Below are 16,746 nucleotides of genomic sequence, written 5' to 3'. Positions count from 1 at the left end.
GCGGTCCGCCCCTCCCCCCTCCCGTCCCGCGGGAGAAAGCCGACGGCCTCATCCGGCCGTGGATTTCAGCTCGAGTCCGTTTGCGGGGTCGCGTGACAACGCGGTTTCGCCGTTCAGCCAGCGCTGAATCTCGGCGCCCGCCACGTGATGGCGCCAGCCGCTGCCGAGGCGGCTGTCCTGCGCGCGTCCGCGCACCAGTTCCACGACATCCTTGCGCTGGGCGATGGCCGCGGGCGTGATCTCCTGCCTGCGTGCGAGTTCGCGCAGCAGGGCCATGGCCATGTCGGCGAGCACCTCGTCAGCCTCGGACAGCGGCTTCTGTTTCGGCAATGCCGGCCATTCCGACTGCGGACGCTCGCGTCCTGCCCGAATCGCCTCCAGCAGGCCCTGTACCCGGTCGTCGTTCATGCCCGAGGGGAAACCGCGCAGTCCGCGCAGTTGCGAGCTCCCTGCGGGTGCCCGGCGGGCGATCTCCAGCAGCAGGTCATCGCTCAGGACCCACTTGCGCGGCCGGTCGCTGCTCTGCGCCGTGCGTTCGCGCCATGCGGCCACGGCCTGCAGCACGGAGAGTTCGCGCGGTTTCAGGCGCTTGTGTCCGGAGACCCGGCGCCAGGCCGCCTCGGGATCCGCGCGGTAGGCCTCGGGGTCGGCGAGGGCGTCCATCTCCGGCTGCAGCCATTCCAGGCGCCCGCTGCTCTCCAGTTCCGCGTGCATCTGCTGGTACAGGGCCGCGAGATAGCGCACATCGTCGGCGGCATATGCCAGCTGCTCCGAATCCAGCGGACGGCGCGACCAGTCGGTGCGGGTCTGGCTCTTGTCCAGTTCGTGGTCCAGCACCGCGCGGACCAGATTGGCATAGCCGACCTGATCGCCGTGACCGAGCATCGCCGCGGCAATCTGGGTGTCGAAGGCCGGTGCGGGTACGTCGCCGGTCTCGCGCAGCAGGATCTCCATGTCCTGCCAGGCGGAATGAAAGACCTTGGTCACGGAGCGATCGTGCAGCAGCGGGGCCAGCCGTTTTACGTCCAGCACCAGCGGGTCGATGCTGCCGATGTGCTCCGGGGTGGCCGCCTGGATCAGGCAGAGCTTCGGGTAGTAGGTCTTCTCGCGCAGGAACTCGGTGTCCAGGGCGATCCACGGGGCACCCCGAACGGCCTGCAGGAATGCCTGCAGTGCCTCCGGGGTGTCGATCAGGCCGTGATCATGCATGGTCTTCGTCGGGACGGTTCTTTTCGAATGCCTCCAGCTGCTCGGTGCTGGCCGGTTTCTGATACCGCTCCTTCCACTCGGCGTAGGGCATGCCGTAGACGATCTCGCGGGCGGCCTCGTAGTCGACGGACTCGCCGCGTTCCTCGGCGGCCGCGACATACCATTTGGACAGGCAGTTGCGGCAGAAACCGGCGAGGTTCATCAGATCGATGTTCTGCACGTCCTTGCGCTCGTCCAGATGCTGAAGCAGGCGGCGGAAAACCGCGGCCTCGATCTCGGTCTGCTTGTTCGGGTCCATGGGGCCTCCGGTCGAATGGGGATTGTATGGCTCGAGGAGTATGCCGCAGGCCGGCGGCCGAGTGCGACGGCCCGCGTGCCGGTTCAGGTGAGATGCAGCAGCCAGCGTTTGCGCACGTCGCGCAGCAGCACGAAGATCAGGGGCCACACCAGCGCGCTGCTGAGCACGGGGGCCCAGTACCACGGGGTGCCCGGCGGCAGGCCGGTCAGGCCCTGCGGCCACAGCGCCACCAGTTTGTACAGGGCGATCAGGCCGATCACCACGATCATCTGCTGCCATACAGGATAAACCCGCAGGCGTGAATGCAGCTGGATGGTCAGATAGGCCACCAGCGCCATGGCCACGGCGTTCTGGCCGAGCAGTTGTCCCAGCAGGACATCCAGCAGCAGTCCGGACACGAACGCGGTGAACACCCCGATGCGCTGGGGAAAGGCCATGGCCCAGTAGATCAGGACCAGTGCCACCCATTCCGGACGCAGCAGCGCGAGGCCCTCGGGCATCGGCACGATGGCCAGCGCCAGCGCCGCCAGCAGGCTCAGCGGCACCGGCCAGGGGATGCCCGCGCCGCCGCTCATGATGCCGGGCCGGTTTCGGTTTCGTCTTCGGTGGGCAGCGGAGTCGGGATCGCGTCGCGTTCATGGTCCTCCATCCACAGCAGCAGGACTTCGCGCGAGCGGTCCAGCGCGGCCAGGGGTTCCGCCTCGATGGCCAGGAACGGCTCGCCCGGCGGGCGTTCCACCGAGGTGACCCGCGCGACCGGGTAGTCTGCGGGGAAGCGCCCGCCCAGCCCCGAGGTCAGCAGCAGGTCGCCCTCGACGATGTCCTCCTGCGGCGGGACGTGGCGCATGTGCAGGCGCTGAGGGTTGCCGGTGCCGACGACGATGCCGCGCAGGCCGGTGCGGGCGCTGACTACCGGCAGTGCATGTCCGGGGTCGGAGATCAGCAGCGCCGTGGCGCTGGAGCGTTGTGCGGAGAGGATCTGCCCGACCACGCCGTCGGCGTCGATCACCGGCTGGCCGGCATACACCGCATCGCGCTGTCCCTTGTCGAGCACGATCTGCTGGCGGAAGGGATCCAGGTCCACCGCAAGGATCTGCGCGACCTGGACTTCCTCGTCGGCCTGACGGGCGGTGTTGAGCAGGGCGCGCAGGCGGTCGTTCTCCGCCTGCAATGCCTCGAAGCGGAGCTGGCGGGCGCGCAACTCGCTGTTTTCGCGCCGCAGGATGCGGTTCTCCACCACCAGGTCCTCGCGGCTGGAGAACGATTCCAGGACCCGCGAGCCCGCGCGGATGGGCGCATCCACCGCGACCTGGATCGGGTAGGCCACGGTGGCGAGTACGCTGCGCACCGTCTGCAGTTCGTTCAGGCGGTGGTCGAGCACCATCAGCGCGACCCCCACCAGGACCACGAAGAGCAGGCGAAGCGTGGGCGAGATGCCCAGTCTGAACAGGGGCTTGCTTATAACCGAACCTCCGGAACGCGGGGCGACTCCCGGGGGCGCGCCCGGGCCCGGAGTTTACTCCATGGAAAGGAAGTCGACCCGTTTCTCGTCGAGCATTTCCAGAACCCGGCCGCCTCCGCGGGCAACGCAGGTGAGGGGATCATCGGCCACGACCACCGGGATGCCGGTTTCCTCCATCAGGAGACGGTCGATCTGCTGCAGCATCGCCCCGCCGCCGGTCAGCACGATGCCGCGTTCGGCGACATCGGAACCCAGCTCCGGCGGGGTCTGTTCCAGTGCCGTGCGCACCGCCGACACGATCCCGTACAGCGGATCCTGCAGGGCCTCGAGGATCTCGTTGGAGTTCAGGGTGAACGAGCGCGGCACGCCCTCGGACAGGTTGCGCCCCTTGACCTCGATCTCCAGCAGCTCCTTGCCGGGGTAGGCCGAGCCGACCGCATGCTTGATGCGCTCCGCGGTGGCCTCGCCGATCAGTACGCCGTAGTTGCGACGCACGTAGGCCATGATGGCCTCGTCGAAGGTGTCGCCGCCGATGCGCACGGACTCGGAGTAGACGATCCCGTTCATCGACAGTACGGCGACCTCGGAGGTGCCGCCGCCGATGTCCAGCACCATGGAGCCGACCGCCTCGTCCAGCGGGATGCCGGCACCGATCGCCGCGGCCACCGGTTCCTGCAGCAGGTAGACCTTGCGCGCCCCGGCGCCGAAGGCGGATTCGCGGATCGCCCGGCGTTCCACCTGGGTCGCGCCGCAGGGCACGCAGACCAGCACACGCGGGCTGGGCCGGAAGATCCGCCGCTCGTGCACCTTCTTGATGAAGTACTGCAGCATCTTTTCGGTGGTGGTGAAGTCGGCGATCACGCCGTCCTTCATCGGCCGGATGGTCACCACGTGCTCCGGTGTGCGCCCGAGCATCTTCTTGGCCTCGATGCCGACGGCCTCGATCGAACGCGGCCCCCCGGGGCCCCGGTCCTGTCGGATCGCGACAACCGAGGGCTCGTTGAGCACGATGCCCTGGCCGCGCATGTAGATCAGCGTATTGGCCGTGCCGAGGTCGATGGAGATGTCGTTGGAGAACAGCCCCAGGAGGCGTTTGAGCATGGGGTACGAACCTGCTTGCATGGTCGGCGGGAAAGTCACGGACTCTAGCAACCGCCCCGGGTTTGGGCAAGGTCGGGGTTGTGGTAAGTTTGCGCTCCGTCTCAGCGTATCCCTGAGTGTTTCGTTATCGCCCGCAGCGAGGGTCCGCAAGCCATGTCCGTAGACACCGAACACGTCCAGCGCATCGCCGAGCTTTCGCGTCTGGCGATGGATGACGACCAGGCCCGCGAGTTTGCCGGCGGGCTGAGTGACATCTTCGACTTCGTCGAGCAGCTCGACGGCGCCGACATCGAGGGGGTGGAGCCGATGGCCCATCCGATGGACGCGGCCCAGCGCATGCGCCCGGACGCGGTGACCGAGCCCGACCGGCGCGACGACTACCAGGCCATTGCCCCGGCGGTGGAAGGGGGTCTCTATCTGGTGCCGCGCGTCATTGAATGACGCGTCATCCGCCGAATCGCCTGCGGCGCGCCCTGTGCGCCGCTTTCAGCCACGCTTGAAGGAAAGAGTCCCGAGTCCATGACCCAGGAAACCCTCTCCGACTGGGTACGCAAGCTGCGCGCCCGAGAGATCAGCTCGCGCGAGCTCACCCGCCTGTACCTGGACCGCATCGAGCGTCTGGATGCGGATCTCAACAGCTTCGTCACCGTAACCGCCGAGTCCGCGCTGGAGCAGGCGGACGCCGCCGATGCGCGTCTGGCGAAGGGCGAGGAGGCCCCGCTGCTGGGCGTGCCGGTGGCGCAGAAGGACATCTTCTGCACCCGCGGCGTGCGCACCGCCTGTGGCTCGCGCATGCTGGACCCGTTCGTCTCGCCCTACGACGCCACGGTGGTCGAGCGCATGCACGCCGCCGGCGCGGTGATGCTGGGCAAGACCAACATGGACGAGTTCGCGATGGGCTCGTCCAACGAGACCAGCTTCTACGGTCCGGTGCACAACCCCTGGGATACCGCGCGGGTTCCGGGCGGCTCCTCGGGCGGTTCCGCGGCGGCGGTGGGCGCACGTCTGGCGCCCGGCGCCACCGGCACCGACACCGGCGGTTCCATCCGCCAGCCGGCCGCGTTCTGTGGGATCACCGGCCTCAAGCCGACCTATGGCCGGGTCTCGCGCTACGGCATGATTGCCTTCGCCTCCAGCCTGGATCAGGGCGGGCCGATGGCGGCCTCGGCCGAGGACTGCGGGCACATGCTCAATGCCATGGCCGGGTTCGACGAGCGCGACTCGACCAGCCTCGAACGCCCGGCCGAGGACTTCACCGCAGCGCTGGACGCCGACCTCACCGGGCTGCGCATCGGCCTGCCGCAGGAGTTCTTCGGCGAAGGCCTGGATGACGGCATCCGCGCCGCGCTGGACGAGGCGATCCGGGTGCTGCGCGAGCGCGGCGCCGAGATCCGCGAGGTCAGCCTGCCCAACAGCCATTTGTCGGTGCCGGCCTATTACGTGGTGGCCCCGGCCGAGGCCTCGTCCAACCTTTCGCGGTTCGACGGCGTGCGCTACGGCTATCGCTGCGAGGATCCGCAGGACCTGCTGGACCTGTACACGCGTTCGCGCGGCGAGGGCTTCGGCGCCGAGGTGAAGCGGCGCATCATGGTGGGTACCCATGTGCTGTCCGCCGGTTACTACGACGCCTACTATCTCAAGGCGCAGAAGGTCCGCCGGGTGATCGCCGACGACTTCCGCCGGGTGTTCGCCGACGTCGACCTGCTGCTGGGCCCGACCACGCCGGAACTGCCGTTCGAGCTGGGGGCCAAGAGCGCCGATCCGGTCAAGATGTACCTCTCGGATATCTACACCATCGCCGCCAACCTGGCGGGGCTGCCGGCGATGTCGCTGCCGGCGGGCGAGGTGCAGGGGCTGCCGGTCGGGCTGCAGCTGATCGGCAACTATTTCGACGAGGCGCGCATGATCGGCGTCGCACACCAGTTTCAGCAGGAGACCGACTGGCACGCCCGCGTGCCGTCGGCCTTTGCCTGAGGGGTCGCAGCATGGAATGGGAAACCGTCATCGGGCTGGAGATTCACGCCCAGCTCAATACCGTCTCCAAGATCTTTTCCGGGGCGCCCACCGCCTACGGCGCCGAGCCCAACCGTCAGGCCTGCCCGGTGGACCTGGGCATGCCCGGCGTGCTGCCGGTGCTCAACCGCGGGGTGGTCGAGCGTGCGGTGATGCTGGGGCTGGCGGTCGACGCCGAAATCGCCCCGCGCTCGGTGTTCGCGCGCAAGAATTACTTTTACCCGGACCTGCCCAAGGGCTACCAGATCTCGCAGTTCGAGCTGCCGATCGTAGCCAGCGGGCATCTGGACATCGAGCTGGAGGACGGCTCGACCAAGCGCATCGGCGTGACCCGTGCGCACCTCGAGGAAGACGCCGGCAAGAGTCTGCACGAAGGCTTCGAGGCGATGACCGGCATCGATCTCAACCGCGCCGGCACCCCGCTGGTGGAGATCGTCTCCGAGCCGGACCTGCGTTCGGCGAAGGAGGCGGTCGCCTACATGAAGAAGCTGCACTCGCTGGTGCGCTACCTCGACATCTGTGACGGCAACATGCAGGAGGGCAGCTTCCGCTGCGACGCGAACGTCTCCATCCGGCCGAAGGGGCAGGCGGAGTTCGGTACCCGCGCGGAGCTGAAGAACCTCAACTCCTTCCGCTTTGTCGAGCGTGCGATCAACTTCGAGATCGAACGCCAGATCGACGTGATCGAGGGTGGCGGCCGCGTGGTGCAGGAGACCCGCCTGTACGATCCGGACCGCGACGAGACGCGTTCGATGCGTACCAAGGAAGAGGCCAACGACTACCGCTACTTCCCCGATCCGGACCTCCTGCCGGTGGAGGTCGATCAGGGCTTCATCGAAGAAATCCGCGGCCGCCTGCCGGAGCTGCCCGACGCCAAGCGCGAGCGTTTCGTGCGCGAGTACGAACTGCCGGAATACGATGCCGGCGTGCTCACCGCGACCCGCGAGACGGGGGATTTCTACGAGGCGGTGGTGCGGGGCTGCAATGCGCCCAAACTGGCCGCCAACTGGGTGATGGGCGAGTTCTCCGCCGCGCTCAACCGCTCCGAGGTGGAGCTCGCCGAGGCCCCGGTGGATGCCGGGGCGCTGGCCGGACTGCTGGCGCGCATCCAGGACGAGACCATCTCCGGCAAGATCGCCAAGGAAGTGTTCGAGGCGATGTGGAACGGCGAGGGCGATGCCGACAGCGTGATCGAGGCCAAGGGGCTGAAGCAGATCACCGACACCGGCGCGATCGACGCCATCATCGACGAGGTGATCGCGAACAATCCCAAGCAGCTCGAGCAGTACAAGGGCGGCAAGGACAAGCTGTTCGGTTTCTTCGTCGGCCAGGTGATGAAGGCCACCCAGGGCAAGGCCAACCCCGCCCAGGTCAACGAGCGGCTGAAGGAACGCCTGGATCAGGCATGAGTGATGCGGGCATGGGCGCGGCATCCGCGCGCGAAGCCGATACCCTGCACCGCTTCATGCTGGAAAACACCGGGGTGCGCGGCGAATGGGTGCACCTCGACCGGGCCTGGCAGGCGGTGCTGGAGCGCGACCCCTACCCGCCGGTGGTGCGCGACCTGCTGGGGCAGGCCTGCGCCGCGGTCACCCTGGTCGCCGCCACGCTCAAGTTCAAGGGCTCCCTGATCCTGCAGGTCACGGGATCCGGTCCGCTGCACATGCTGGTGGCGCAGGCGGACGGGCAGGGTCATCTGCGCGGGGTGGCCCGTTATCACGAGACCCCGCCGGAGGACGGCTCGCTGGATGCGATCCTGGGCGAGGACGCGCGGGTGATGATGACCCTGGACCCCGGGGACGGCGGTGAGCGCTATCAGGGTGTTGTGGAGCTGCGCGGGCAGACCCTGGCCGCGGCCCTGGACGGGTATTTCGAGCAGTCCGAGCAGCTTCCCACGCGGGTCTGGCTGGCCGCCGACGGCCAGCGCGCCGCGGGCATGCTGCTGCAGGGGTTGCCGGATGACAGCGGGCAGCCGCTGTCGCGCGACAGCGAGGACTGGAACCGCGCGACCACCCTGGCCGAAACCACCACGGCGGCCGAACTGCTGCAGCTGGACGCCGGCTCGCTGCTGGGCCGGCTGTTCGCCGAGGAGCGCGTGCGCCTGTTCGACGGCTCCACGGTGGAATTCCACTGCCACTGCTCGCGCGAGCGCGTGGCCACCACCCTGCAGAGCCTCGGGGTGGACGAGATCCGCTCGATCCTGGCCGAGCAGGGCCGCATCGAGGTCACCTGCGAGTTCTGCAACGCGCAGTACGTGTTCGATGCGGTGGATGCCGAGGCTCTGTGCCGTCCGGGCAACGCGCAGCCGCCGGGGCCCGATACCTCGCAATAGGGGGCGGATCGGCCGGTCGGTCGACCCCCTGCGAACAGGGGGGCGCCCCGTGCCCCGCAGGAGGCCAGCCCCCTGGCCGATTACGGCGCCAGGCCCGATCGGCCGGAGGGCCGTCCTCCTACGGGGGGTCCCCGCAGACCGGGCAGGCCGGGTCGCGCTGCAGGCCGATCTCGCGGAACTGCATGTGCAGGCCGTCGATCAGCAGCAGGCGCCCCGCCAGGGTCGGCAGGCCGGCCAGCAGCTTGAGGGCCTCGGTCGCCTGCAGGCTCCCGACCACCCCCGGCAGGCTCGCCAGCACCCCGCTGGTCGCGCAGGTGTCCTCGTCCGCGCCTTCGTCGCCGTACAGACAGTGGTAGCAGGCCGCCTGCGGGTCGCGGAAATCGAAGGTGGTGAGCTGGCCCTCGAAGCGGATCACCGCGCCGGAGACCAGCGGCGTGCCGGTGGCGACCGCCGCGCGGTTGATCGCGCCACGCGCGGCGAAATGGTCGGTGCCGTCCAGCACCACGTCGGCCCCGGCGAAGAGCGCGCGCATCGCGTCGGCGTCCAGCCGTTCGGCGCGGGTCTCCACCCGGCAGGCGCTGTTCAGCGCCGCGATGCGCCGCGCACCGGAGGCGACCTTGTCCGCGCCCAGGTCGGCCTCGCCGTGCAGGATCTGGCGCTGCAGGTTGCTCGCCTCGACGTGATCCGGGTCCACCAGGGTCAGCCGGCCGACCCCGGCCGCCGCCAGGTAGGCCGCCACCGGTGAACCCAGCCCGCCCACGCCCATCACCACCGCATGCGCCCGGCGCAGGCTTTCCTGGCCCTCGACCCCGATGCCGGGCAGCATGATCTGGCGTGCGTAGCGCAGGAGCTCGTCGTCATTCATGGGTGGATTGTAACTCCGTCACATGGCCGCGCGGGCAGCGTGCCGGAACTGCGGCGGGCTTCACGCAATGCGCCAGGCGGTTCAAGGGGCGTTCAGTCGGAAGGGCTAGTCTGGTTCCCGGCAATTCGGCCAGAAGAGAAAGGGAAGGAGGCGTCCCATGAACCCCGAACAGAAATCCATCCTGCAGCGTCTGACCGCCGTGGTCGTCCCCGCCGCACTGCTCGCCTTTGTGGTCGCGGCACCGGCCCAGGCCGCGACGCCGGTCAAGGGGGCAGCCGGCGGGGCCACGCTGCAGTTCTCGGTCGAGGGCCTGCAGGAGGTCCGCCATGATCGGCGCTCGGGCAAACGCGGTTACAAGCACAAGCGCGGGCATCCCGGGAGTCGTGGCCACAAGTACAAGCGCGGGCATCCGGGCGCGCGCGGGCACAAGCAGTCACGCCGCGGCCATTCGCGCGGGCGTGGGCCGGGCCACCGCTCCTCGCGGGGGGCTGAACACCATCACCACTACTATGGTCGTTCAAAGCGTTCCGGGTCGCGGGATCGTCGTGACCGGCGTTCCTCCGGCAGCATCCACCTCAAGCTGCCACTGCCGCTGCCGCGTCTGTGATGTGCAGCCGGGCCGCTCGCCGGTCCGGAGCATGGCACGCAGGGCCCCCGGTGCATGCGCCGGGGGCTTCGGCATGTCTGTCAGTCAGCGCCGGGCCCGCAGGCGCGCCCCGGTCACGCGGGGATGACCGGCGGTGTCCGGCCAGGTCGTGATGTCCGTCCACGGCCCGGTCTCCAGTCGTGCCCGTACCGCCGCGTCCTGGTCGAATCCGTGTTCCAGCAGCAGCCAGCCGTCGTCCGTCAGGTGATCGGGTGCGGTGGCGATCAGTTCATGCAGGTCCGCCAGTCCCGTTTGCGCCGCGACCAGCGCATCCCGTGGCTCGAAGCGCAGGTCGCCGCGTTGCAGATGCGGGTCGTCCGCGGCGATGTACGGCGGATTGGAGACGATCAGGTCGAAGCGTGCCGCGGGCGCCAGCGGTTGCAGCCAGGCCCCGGAGAAGAAGCGAATGTTCAGGTTCAGTTCGCCGGCGTTGGCGCGGGCGCGGGTCAGGGCGTCGAGGCTGGTGTCGCTGGCGAAGCCGTCGATCGCCGGCCGTTCGGCCTTGAGCGCAAGGATGATGGCCCCGGAGCCGGTGCCCGCGTCCAGCACCCGGGGGTGTTCTTCCGGCGCCGCGTCGATGACCCCCAGCGCGGCCTCGACCAGCACCTCGGTCTCGGGGCGCGGGATCAGGCAGGCCGGGGAGACCCCCAGATCCAGGGTCCAGAAGCCGCGCCGGCCGAGGATGTGGGCGATCGGTTCGCCCTGCAGGCGGCGCCGGCACAACGCCTCGGCCGCGGCTGCCTGCGTGGGGCCGGGGGCATCGCCGCCGCGCGCGATGAACTGCGCGGTGCTCAGGCCGGTGGCCATGCCGAGCAGCAGGCGTGCCTCCAGCCCGGGGGCCTCCACGCCGGCCTCCTGCAGCCGGTTGCGCAGGCTGGCCAGCAGGGCGTCCAGCGTGGCCGGGCGGTCCATCAGGCGTCGGCGAGGGAGGCGAGCTGTTCCGCCTGGTATTCGTGGATCAGCGGGTCGATCACCGGGTCGAGGTCGCCGGCCATCACCTGCTCCAGCTTGTACAGCGTCAGATTAATGCGGTGGTCGGTGACCCGCCCCTGGGGGAAGTTGTAGGTGCGGATCCGTTCCGAGCGGTCGCCGCTGCCCACCAGACCCTTGCGCTCGGCGCTCTGGGCCTCGGCCTGCGCGGCGCGTTCGTCCTCGTACAGCCGCGCGGCGAGGAAGTTCATCGCGCGGGCGCGGTTCTTGTGCTGGGAGCGCTCTTCCTGGCATTCGACCACGATGCCGGTGGGCAGGTGGGTCAGGCGCACGGCTGAATCGGTCTTGTTCACGTGCTGGCCGCCGGCACCGGAGGAGCGGAAGGTGTCCACGCGCAGGTCGGCCGGGTTGATCTCCGGCATCTCGACCTCCTCCAGTTCCGGGAGGATCGCGACCGTGGCCGCCGAGGTGTGGATGCGGCCCTGGGACTCGGTCTCGGGTACGCGCTGCACGCGGTGTGCGCCGGATTCGAATTTGAGCCGCGAATAGGCCCCCTGGCCGGCGAGTCGGGCGATCACCTCGCGGTAGCCGCCGTGTTCGCCCTCGCTGGCCGACAGGATCTCCAGCTGCCAGTGGCGCTGTTCCGCGTAGCGGCTGTACATGCGCAGGAGGTCGCCGGCGAACAGTGCGGCTTCGTCCCCGCCGGTGCCGGCGCGGATCTCGAGGAACACGTTGGCGTCATCGTGCGGATCCTTCGGGATCAGGTGGCGGTAGAGTTCGGCCTCCAGTTCCTCGTTACGCGCATTGAGGGTCTCGATCTCGCCCTCGGCCATCGCGCGCAGTTCGGGGTCGTCGTCCTCGAGCATCGCGCGCGCCTCGTCCAGCGCGGCGCGGTTTTCGTTCCATGCCTTCCACGCCTCGGCCACCGGTTCCAGCTGGCTGTATTCCTGCGACAGCCGGCGCAGCTGCTCGGGGTCCTCGGCGGCATCGGGCGTGGCGAGCAGGCCGGCGATCTCGGCGTGGCGTTCGGCCAGGCCCTCCAGTTTGGCGCGAAAGGAATCCTTCACGCGTCGTCCCTGGTGTCGTCGGGTTCCGCGCCGTGGCCATGCCCCGGGGCATGACCGTGCTCAGGCCCGTGCTCAGGCCCGTGATCACGCCCGCGATCATGTCCGGGGTCGTCCTCGCGTTCGGGCAGCTGAAACAGCTGATGCGCGGCTTCCAGCAGGCGGGCGTCGCCCTCGTGGGCTGCGGTGTTGAGGCTCTTGCAGGGGTGGTGCATCAGCTTGTTGGTCAGGGTGTGGGCCAGCCAGGGCAGGACCTCGTCGGGCGACCGACCGGCGCGGATCATTGCCAGGGCACGCTCCACGGTCTCGTCCTTGACCGTCTCCGCGCGCTCGCGCAGCTGGCGGATGCTGTCGATGGAGTCGCGCGCCCGCAGCCAGCGCATGAACTCCCCGGCGCGCTGGTTGATGATCTCCTCGGCCTGTTCCGCGGCGGCCTGACGCGAGGCCATGTTGTCGTCGATCACCTCCTGGAGGTCGTCCACCGTGTACAGGTAGATGTCCTCCAGTTGCCCCACTTCCGGCTCGATGTCGCGTGGCACCGCGATGTCGACCATGAACATCGGCTTGCGGCGGCGCTTGCGCAGCGCGCGTTCCACCGCCCCCTTGCCGAGGATGGGTACCGGCGCGGCGGTGGAGGAGATCACGATGTCGGCCTCCGGCAGGCGTTCGCCCAGATGGTCCAGGCCGATGGGCTCGCCGTCGAAGCGTTCGGCCACGCTGCGCGCGCGTTCCTCGGTCCGGTTGGCCACGATCACCCGGCCGATGCCGAGGCCCCGCAGGTGCTGCAGGGCCAGTTCGATGGTCTCGCCCGCGCCCACTACCATGGCGGTCAGCGGCTTGAGGTCGCCGAAAATCTGCCGGCCCAGCGATACCGCGGCGAAGGCCACCGAGACCGCGCTCTGGCCGATCGCGGTCTCGGTGCGTACGTCCTTGGCGGTGGCGAAGGCGTGCTGGAACAGCCGCTCCAGCGACAGCCCGAGGGTGCCGGCGTCGTGGGCGTACTGGTAGGCGGTCTTCATCTGCCCCAGGATCTGCGGTTCGCCCAGCACCATCGAATCCAGACCGCTGGCGACCCGCAGGGTGTGGCGCACGGCCGAGCCGTCGTGGTGCAGGTAGAGATAGGGCCTCAGTTCGGAGCGGTCGATGCCGTGGTAGCCACCCAGCCAGTCCACCACGCGATGTTCGCTGTCCTCCCCGCTCTCGCGGAAATAGACCTCGGTGCGGTTGCAGGTGGAGAGGATCGCACTCTCCGGCAGCCGCACGCCGGAGCGCAGCGAATGCAGCGCATCGTCCAGTTCGTGCTGGCTGACCGACAGCCGTTCGCGGATCTCGACCGGTGCCGTCTTGTGATTGATTCCGAGTGCGAAGAGCATAACCTGCGTATTGTGCCGCAAAACGTCCCCTGCGGGTCAGTAGTGTACGCGGTGAAAGGGTTCGGTACAGTGCGCAGGAATCCGGATGCCGGGCCCGAAGGAACCTGGCGCGGCCCGGTGCCGTCTCACTGAAAGCTGACATGCATGGAATGCCTCTATGACCCGAACCCTGCTGGCCGCGGCCGTTGCCCTCCTTGTCAGCGGTTGTGCGCACCATTCGCTCGGTGCCGGCGAGCCGCTGGAAACCGACGCCCCGGAGATCGTGACCCTGCCCGAGAGCGGATTGCAGGAGGATCCCGAGGCGGCGCTGATGTTCAGCGTGCTTGCCGGCGAGATCGCCGTGCGTTCCGGGCAGACCGCCGATGCGGCGGCCTTCTACGGTGCGGCGGCGGCGCTGAGCCACGACCCGGAGATCGCCGAGCGGGCCACCCGCATTGCCCTGTTCGCGCGGGATCGTGAGCAGGCCCTGCGTTCCGGGGAGCGCTGGCTGGCCCTGTCGCCCGAACACATGGAGGCGGTGCAGATCGTTGCGCTGCTGCGCATCGACGCCGGGCAGGTCGAGGCCGCCGCGCAGCAGCTGGATGAACTGATGCAGCGGCGCGCGCGGGAAGGTGCCAGTCCCTATTCATCGCTGGCCTCGCTGATGGTGCAGGCCGACAACCGGGACCACGCGCTGGAGACCCTGGACCACCTCGCCACGCGGCGGGCCGGGGATCGCGACACCTGGCGAGTGTATGCCGAACTTGCGCTGCGGTTCGACGCGACCGGGGCGGCCCTGCAGGCCACCGAGCGGGGTCTCGAGCAGCATCCCGACGCCATCAGCCTGTACTTGTTGCGGGCGCAGGCCCTGGAGCGCGACGAACGCGGGGACGAGGCCCTGGCCCTGATGCGCGAGGCCGTCGCCGCCCACCCGGACAGTCGCGACGCCCGCATCGGTTACGCCCATGCGCTGACCGACCATGCCGACGACGACCGGGGCCCGGAGGAGATCGCGCGGCTGGCAGAGCTGGCCCCCGACGACCACGAGGCCCGCCTGACGCTGGCCCTGCTGAGCCTCGAGAGCGGCTGGAACGAGGCCGCGCGCGAGCAGCTGGAGGCCCTGGATGCCCGCGGCGTGCGCGAGAACGAGGTGGCCTATTATCTGGGCCGTCTGCACGAACTGGAGGGGGATGCGGACCGGGCCCGGACATTCTTCGAGCGGGTCGGCGAGGGCGAGTTTCGCGCGGATGCGCGGCTGCGCCTGGCGGCCCTGACTCTGCGCGAAAACGGTGCCGGGGCGGCGCGCGCTGCGTTCGACGAACTGCAGACGCACGACGACGCCGACGTGGCGCGCGAGGCCTGGGTCGTGGAGGTCAACACCCTGCGCGAGGAAGAGGCCTACGAACGTGCACTGGAACGCGCCAATGCGGCCCTGGATGCCTTCCCCGAGGAGAGCGACCTGCTGTATCTGCGCGGGCTGATCCACGAGCGCCTGGACCGGGTGGACGCGGCGCTGCAGGACTTCCGCACGATCCTTGACAACGACCCGGACAGTGCCACGGCGATGAACGCGCTGGGGTACACCCTGGCCGACCGGACCGACCGCTACGAGGAGGCCTACGAGCTGATCACGCAGGCCCTCGAGCAGCGTCCCGATGACGCAGCCGTGGTCGACAGCTACGGCTGGGTGCTCTACAGGCTCGGGCGGCTGGACGAGGCCGAGGAACAGTTGCGGCGGGCCTGGAGCATGATGGAGGACGGCGAGATCGCCAGTAATCTGGCCGTCGTGTTGTGGGAGCAGGGCGAACGCGACGAGGCGCGTGAACTGCTCGAGAAGGCGCTGGAGCGCGACCCCGGACACGAGCGGCTGCAGCGCGTCCGGCGCGAGCTGCTCGAATGACGCGAATGAGAGGGTCGGGTGTGCGCGCGGCACTCGCGCTGCTGATCGTAATACTGCTCGCCGGGTGTGCCGCCCTGCCGGAGGTGGACCGGGGTGACGCCGCGCAAAGGGCGTTCGACGAGCGCAGCGAGCGGCTCGCCGCCATCGAAACCTGGCGCCTGGTGGCCCGCCTGGGGCTGGATACCGAGCGTGAATACTGGTCCGCACAGCTCAACTGGCGGGTGCAGGAGGGTACGCATATCCTCGATCTGTCCGGTCCGATGGGGCGGGGTGGCGGCCGATTGACCCTCGCCGAGGGACAGCCGGCGCGGCTGGTGACCCGTGATGGCGAACATCACAGCGCACGCGATCCGGACGCCCTCGCGCAGCGTCTCACCGGCGATGCGATTCCGGTGTCGGGGATGATCTACTGGGTACGTGGCCTGCCGGACCCCGCCCGTCCGTTCGAGCACGAGGTGGACGCCGAAGGGCGTCCGATCCGCATCCGTCAGGCCGGCTGGGAGATCGAATACGGCGAGTACGAGGAATTCGACGGCGAGTCCCTGCCGGTGCGCATGGAGCTGCAGCGCGATGAGCTCACGCTGCGCGCCGTGATCCGCCAGTGGCAGATGGGAGACGGATCCGCCTGATGGACAAGCCCTTTGCGCAGGTCTTCCCCGCGCCCGCGAAGATCAACCGCTTCCTGCACATCACCGGTCGGCGCGCGGACGGCTACCACGAGCTGCAGACCGTGTTCCAGTTCCTCGATCTGGAGGACCGGCTGCGCTTCGAGCCGCGCCCCGGCGGGGAGGTGGCGATGGCCTCCGCGGATGCCGTGGACGGGGCCGAAAACCTGTGCGTGCGCGCCGCCCGCATGGTCTTTGCGGCCGCCGGGCGACCCGAAGGGGTGACGATCCACCTCGACAAGCGCCTCCCGGTCGGTGGCGGGGTGGGCGGAGGCAGTTCCGACGCTGCCACCACCCTGGTTGCGCTGAATTATCTGTTCGAGCTTGGCCTGGACGAATCGACGCTGGCCGACCTCGGCCTGCGTCTCGGCGCGGACGTGCCGGTCTTCGTGCGCGGCCGCGCCGCATGGGCCGAAGGCGTGGGCGAAACCCTGGTCCCGGTGCGGCCCGACTGCCCCTGGGCGCTGCTGATCGACCCCGGTGTCCCGGTCGCCACCGGAACCATGTTCGGGTCAGGAGAATTGACACGCGACTGTCCCACCGAGAGAATCTCGCACGCGGTCGACGGCGCGCCATTTGGAAACGTCTTCGAACCGGTGGTCCGGACGCGCCATCCGGACATCGCCCGGGCGCTGGACTGGCTGGGCTCGCAGACCGACCGGGTCCGCCTGAGCGGAACCGGCGGTTGCGTGTTCGGGCTGTTTCGCGACCGCGCCGAGGCCGAGAGGGCACGCGAGGAACAGCCGCTGCCCTGGAGCAGCCGGGTCACCCGGCTGCGCAACGAGTCGCCCCTGCGGGCGTGGTTGCCCGAGTCGGGCGGCCATTCTACTGGGCCGTAGCCAAGCGGTAAGGCAACGGGTTTTGATCCCGTCATGCGCAGGTTCGAATCCTGCCGGCCCAGCCATACAA

At 69.2% G+C, this 16,746-nt stretch carries 17 protein-coding genes and 1 tRNA gene; 9 read left to right on the top strand and 9 right to left on the bottom strand.

The features are described from left to right. Positions 1–48 precede the first annotated feature (48 nt). The 5 genes from rnd to D577_RS0110575 form a co-directional block, all read right to left on the bottom strand. The gene (gene rnd, locus D577_RS0110595) at positions 49–1,209 is read right to left on the bottom strand and encodes a ribonuclease D (RefSeq protein ID WP_018947447.1); all 1,161 of its coding nucleotides are present in this window, start codon (positions 1,207–1,209) and stop codon (positions 49–51) included. Then, on the bottom strand, positions 1,202–1,507 hold the full coding sequence (locus tag D577_RS0110590; RefSeq protein ID WP_018947446.1) for a DUF1244 domain-containing protein: 306 nt from the start codon (positions 1,505–1,507) through the stop codon (positions 1,202–1,204). Before D577_RS0110590 ends, rnd begins: the two co-directional genes overlap by 8 nt. 83 nt (positions 1,508–1,590) lie before the next feature. After that, positions 1,591–2,082: a rod shape-determining protein MreD gene (gene mreD / locus D577_RS0110585; protein WP_018947445.1), complete on the bottom strand. Its 492-nt coding sequence runs from the start codon at positions 2,080–2,082 to the stop codon at positions 1,591–1,593. Then, on the bottom strand, positions 2,079–2,942 hold the full coding sequence (mreC, locus tag D577_RS0110580) for a rod shape-determining protein MreC (RefSeq protein ID WP_256377179.1): 864 nt from the start codon (positions 2,940–2,942) through the stop codon (positions 2,079–2,081). Before mreC ends, mreD begins: the two co-directional genes overlap by 4 nt. 81 nt (positions 2,943–3,023) lie before the next feature. Beyond that, the gene (locus D577_RS0110575; protein WP_018869798.1) at positions 3,024–4,070 is read right to left on the bottom strand and encodes a rod shape-determining protein; all 1,047 of its coding nucleotides are present in this window, start codon (positions 4,068–4,070) and stop codon (positions 3,024–3,026) included. Positions 4,071–4,223: 153 nt separating this feature from the next. Between D577_RS0110575 and gatC the strand changes: the two genes are divergently transcribed. From gatC to hslO, 4 genes are all read left to right on the top strand, one after another. Further along, positions 4,224–4,511, top strand: coding sequence for an Asp-tRNA(Asn)/Glu-tRNA(Gln) amidotransferase subunit GatC (gene gatC / locus D577_RS0110570; RefSeq protein ID WP_018869799.1), 288 nt, complete (start codon positions 4,224–4,226; stop codon positions 4,509–4,511). A 78-nt stretch (positions 4,512–4,589) separates the two neighbouring features. After that, on the top strand, positions 4,590–6,044 hold the full coding sequence (gene gatA / locus D577_RS0110565; protein ID WP_018947443.1) for an Asp-tRNA(Asn)/Glu-tRNA(Gln) amidotransferase subunit GatA: 1,455 nt from the start codon (positions 4,590–4,592) through the stop codon (positions 6,042–6,044). 11 nt (positions 6,045–6,055) lie between these two features. Next, the gene (gatB, locus tag D577_RS0110560) at positions 6,056–7,492 is read left to right on the top strand and encodes an Asp-tRNA(Asn)/Glu-tRNA(Gln) amidotransferase subunit GatB (protein ID WP_018947442.1); all 1,437 of its coding nucleotides are present in this window, start codon (positions 6,056–6,058) and stop codon (positions 7,490–7,492) included. Further along, a complete protein-coding gene (gene hslO / locus D577_RS0110555) occupies positions 7,489–8,415 on the top strand; it encodes an Hsp33 family molecular chaperone HslO (RefSeq protein WP_018947441.1) in 927 nt (308 codons plus the stop codon). The genes gatB and hslO overlap by 4 nt, the downstream gene beginning before the upstream one ends. A 118-nt stretch (positions 8,416–8,533) precedes the next feature. Here the strand turns inward: hslO and D577_RS0110550 are convergent, their stop codons facing one another. Further along, positions 8,534–9,280 (bottom strand): molybdopterin-synthase adenylyltransferase MoeB, encoded by a 747-nt coding sequence (locus D577_RS0110550; protein WP_018947440.1) that lies wholly within the window; start codon positions 9,278–9,280, stop codon positions 8,534–8,536. A gap of 157 nt (positions 9,281–9,437) precedes the next feature. On the opposite strand from D577_RS0110550, the gene D577_RS0110545 reads away from it, so the two are divergent. Beyond that, positions 9,438–9,887, top strand: coding sequence for a hypothetical protein (locus tag D577_RS0110545; protein WP_018947439.1), 450 nt, complete (start codon positions 9,438–9,440; stop codon positions 9,885–9,887). An 84-nt stretch (positions 9,888–9,971) separates the two neighbouring features. On the opposite strand, the gene prmC is transcribed toward D577_RS0110545, so the two are convergent. From prmC to hemA, 3 genes are read right to left on the bottom strand one after another with little or no spacing between them, the layout of a single operon-like run. Further along, the gene (prmC, locus tag D577_RS0110540) at positions 9,972–10,838 is read right to left on the bottom strand and encodes a peptide chain release factor N(5)-glutamine methyltransferase (protein WP_018947438.1); all 867 of its coding nucleotides are present in this window, start codon (positions 10,836–10,838) and stop codon (positions 9,972–9,974) included. Beyond that, positions 10,838–11,923, bottom strand: coding sequence for a peptide chain release factor 1 (gene prfA, locus D577_RS0110535; protein ID WP_018947437.1), 1,086 nt, complete (start codon positions 11,921–11,923; stop codon positions 10,838–10,840). The genes prmC and prfA overlap by 1 nt, the downstream gene beginning before the upstream one ends. Further along, a complete protein-coding gene (gene hemA, locus D577_RS0110530; RefSeq protein WP_018947436.1) occupies positions 11,920–13,293 on the bottom strand; it encodes a glutamyl-tRNA reductase in 1,374 nt (457 codons plus the stop codon). The genes prfA and hemA overlap by 4 nt, the downstream gene beginning before the upstream one ends. Positions 13,294–13,450: 157 nt before the next feature. Here hemA and D577_RS0110525 point away from each other — a divergent pair, with 157 nt between their 5' ends. The 4 genes from D577_RS0110525 to D577_RS0110510 all read left to right on the top strand — a co-directional run bounded on the left by D577_RS0110525 (position 13,451) and on the right by D577_RS0110510 (position 16,741). Beyond that, positions 13,451–15,172: a tetratricopeptide repeat protein gene (locus D577_RS0110525; RefSeq protein ID WP_018947435.1), complete on the top strand. Its 1,722-nt coding sequence runs from the start codon at positions 13,451–13,453 to the stop codon at positions 15,170–15,172. Between the two features lie 5 nt (positions 15,173–15,177). Further along, positions 15,178–15,801 carry a lipoprotein insertase outer membrane protein LolB gene (lolB, locus tag D577_RS0110520; protein ID WP_038036258.1) on the top strand — a complete coding sequence of 208 codons (624 nt, stop codon included), beginning with the start codon at positions 15,178–15,180 and terminating at the stop codon, positions 15,799–15,801. Then, positions 15,801–16,676, top strand: a complete 876-nt coding sequence (ispE, locus tag D577_RS13810) for a 4-(cytidine 5'-diphospho)-2-C-methyl-D-erythritol kinase (protein ID WP_026289013.1) — start codon at positions 15,801–15,803, stop codon at positions 16,674–16,676. The genes lolB and ispE overlap by 1 nt, the downstream gene beginning before the upstream one ends. After that, positions 16,667–16,741, top strand: a tRNA-Gln gene (locus D577_RS0110510). The genes ispE and D577_RS0110510 overlap by 10 nt, the downstream gene beginning before the upstream one ends. The last annotated feature ends 5 nt before the right edge of the window (positions 16,742–16,746 follow it).

This window comes from Thioalkalivibrio sp. AKL17, from assembly GCF_000377885.1.
GTDB lineage: Bacteria > Pseudomonadota > Gammaproteobacteria > Ectothiorhodospirales > Ectothiorhodospiraceae > Thioalkalivibrio > Thioalkalivibrio halophilus.
This window is presented reverse-complemented; position numbering and strand designations above follow the sequence as displayed.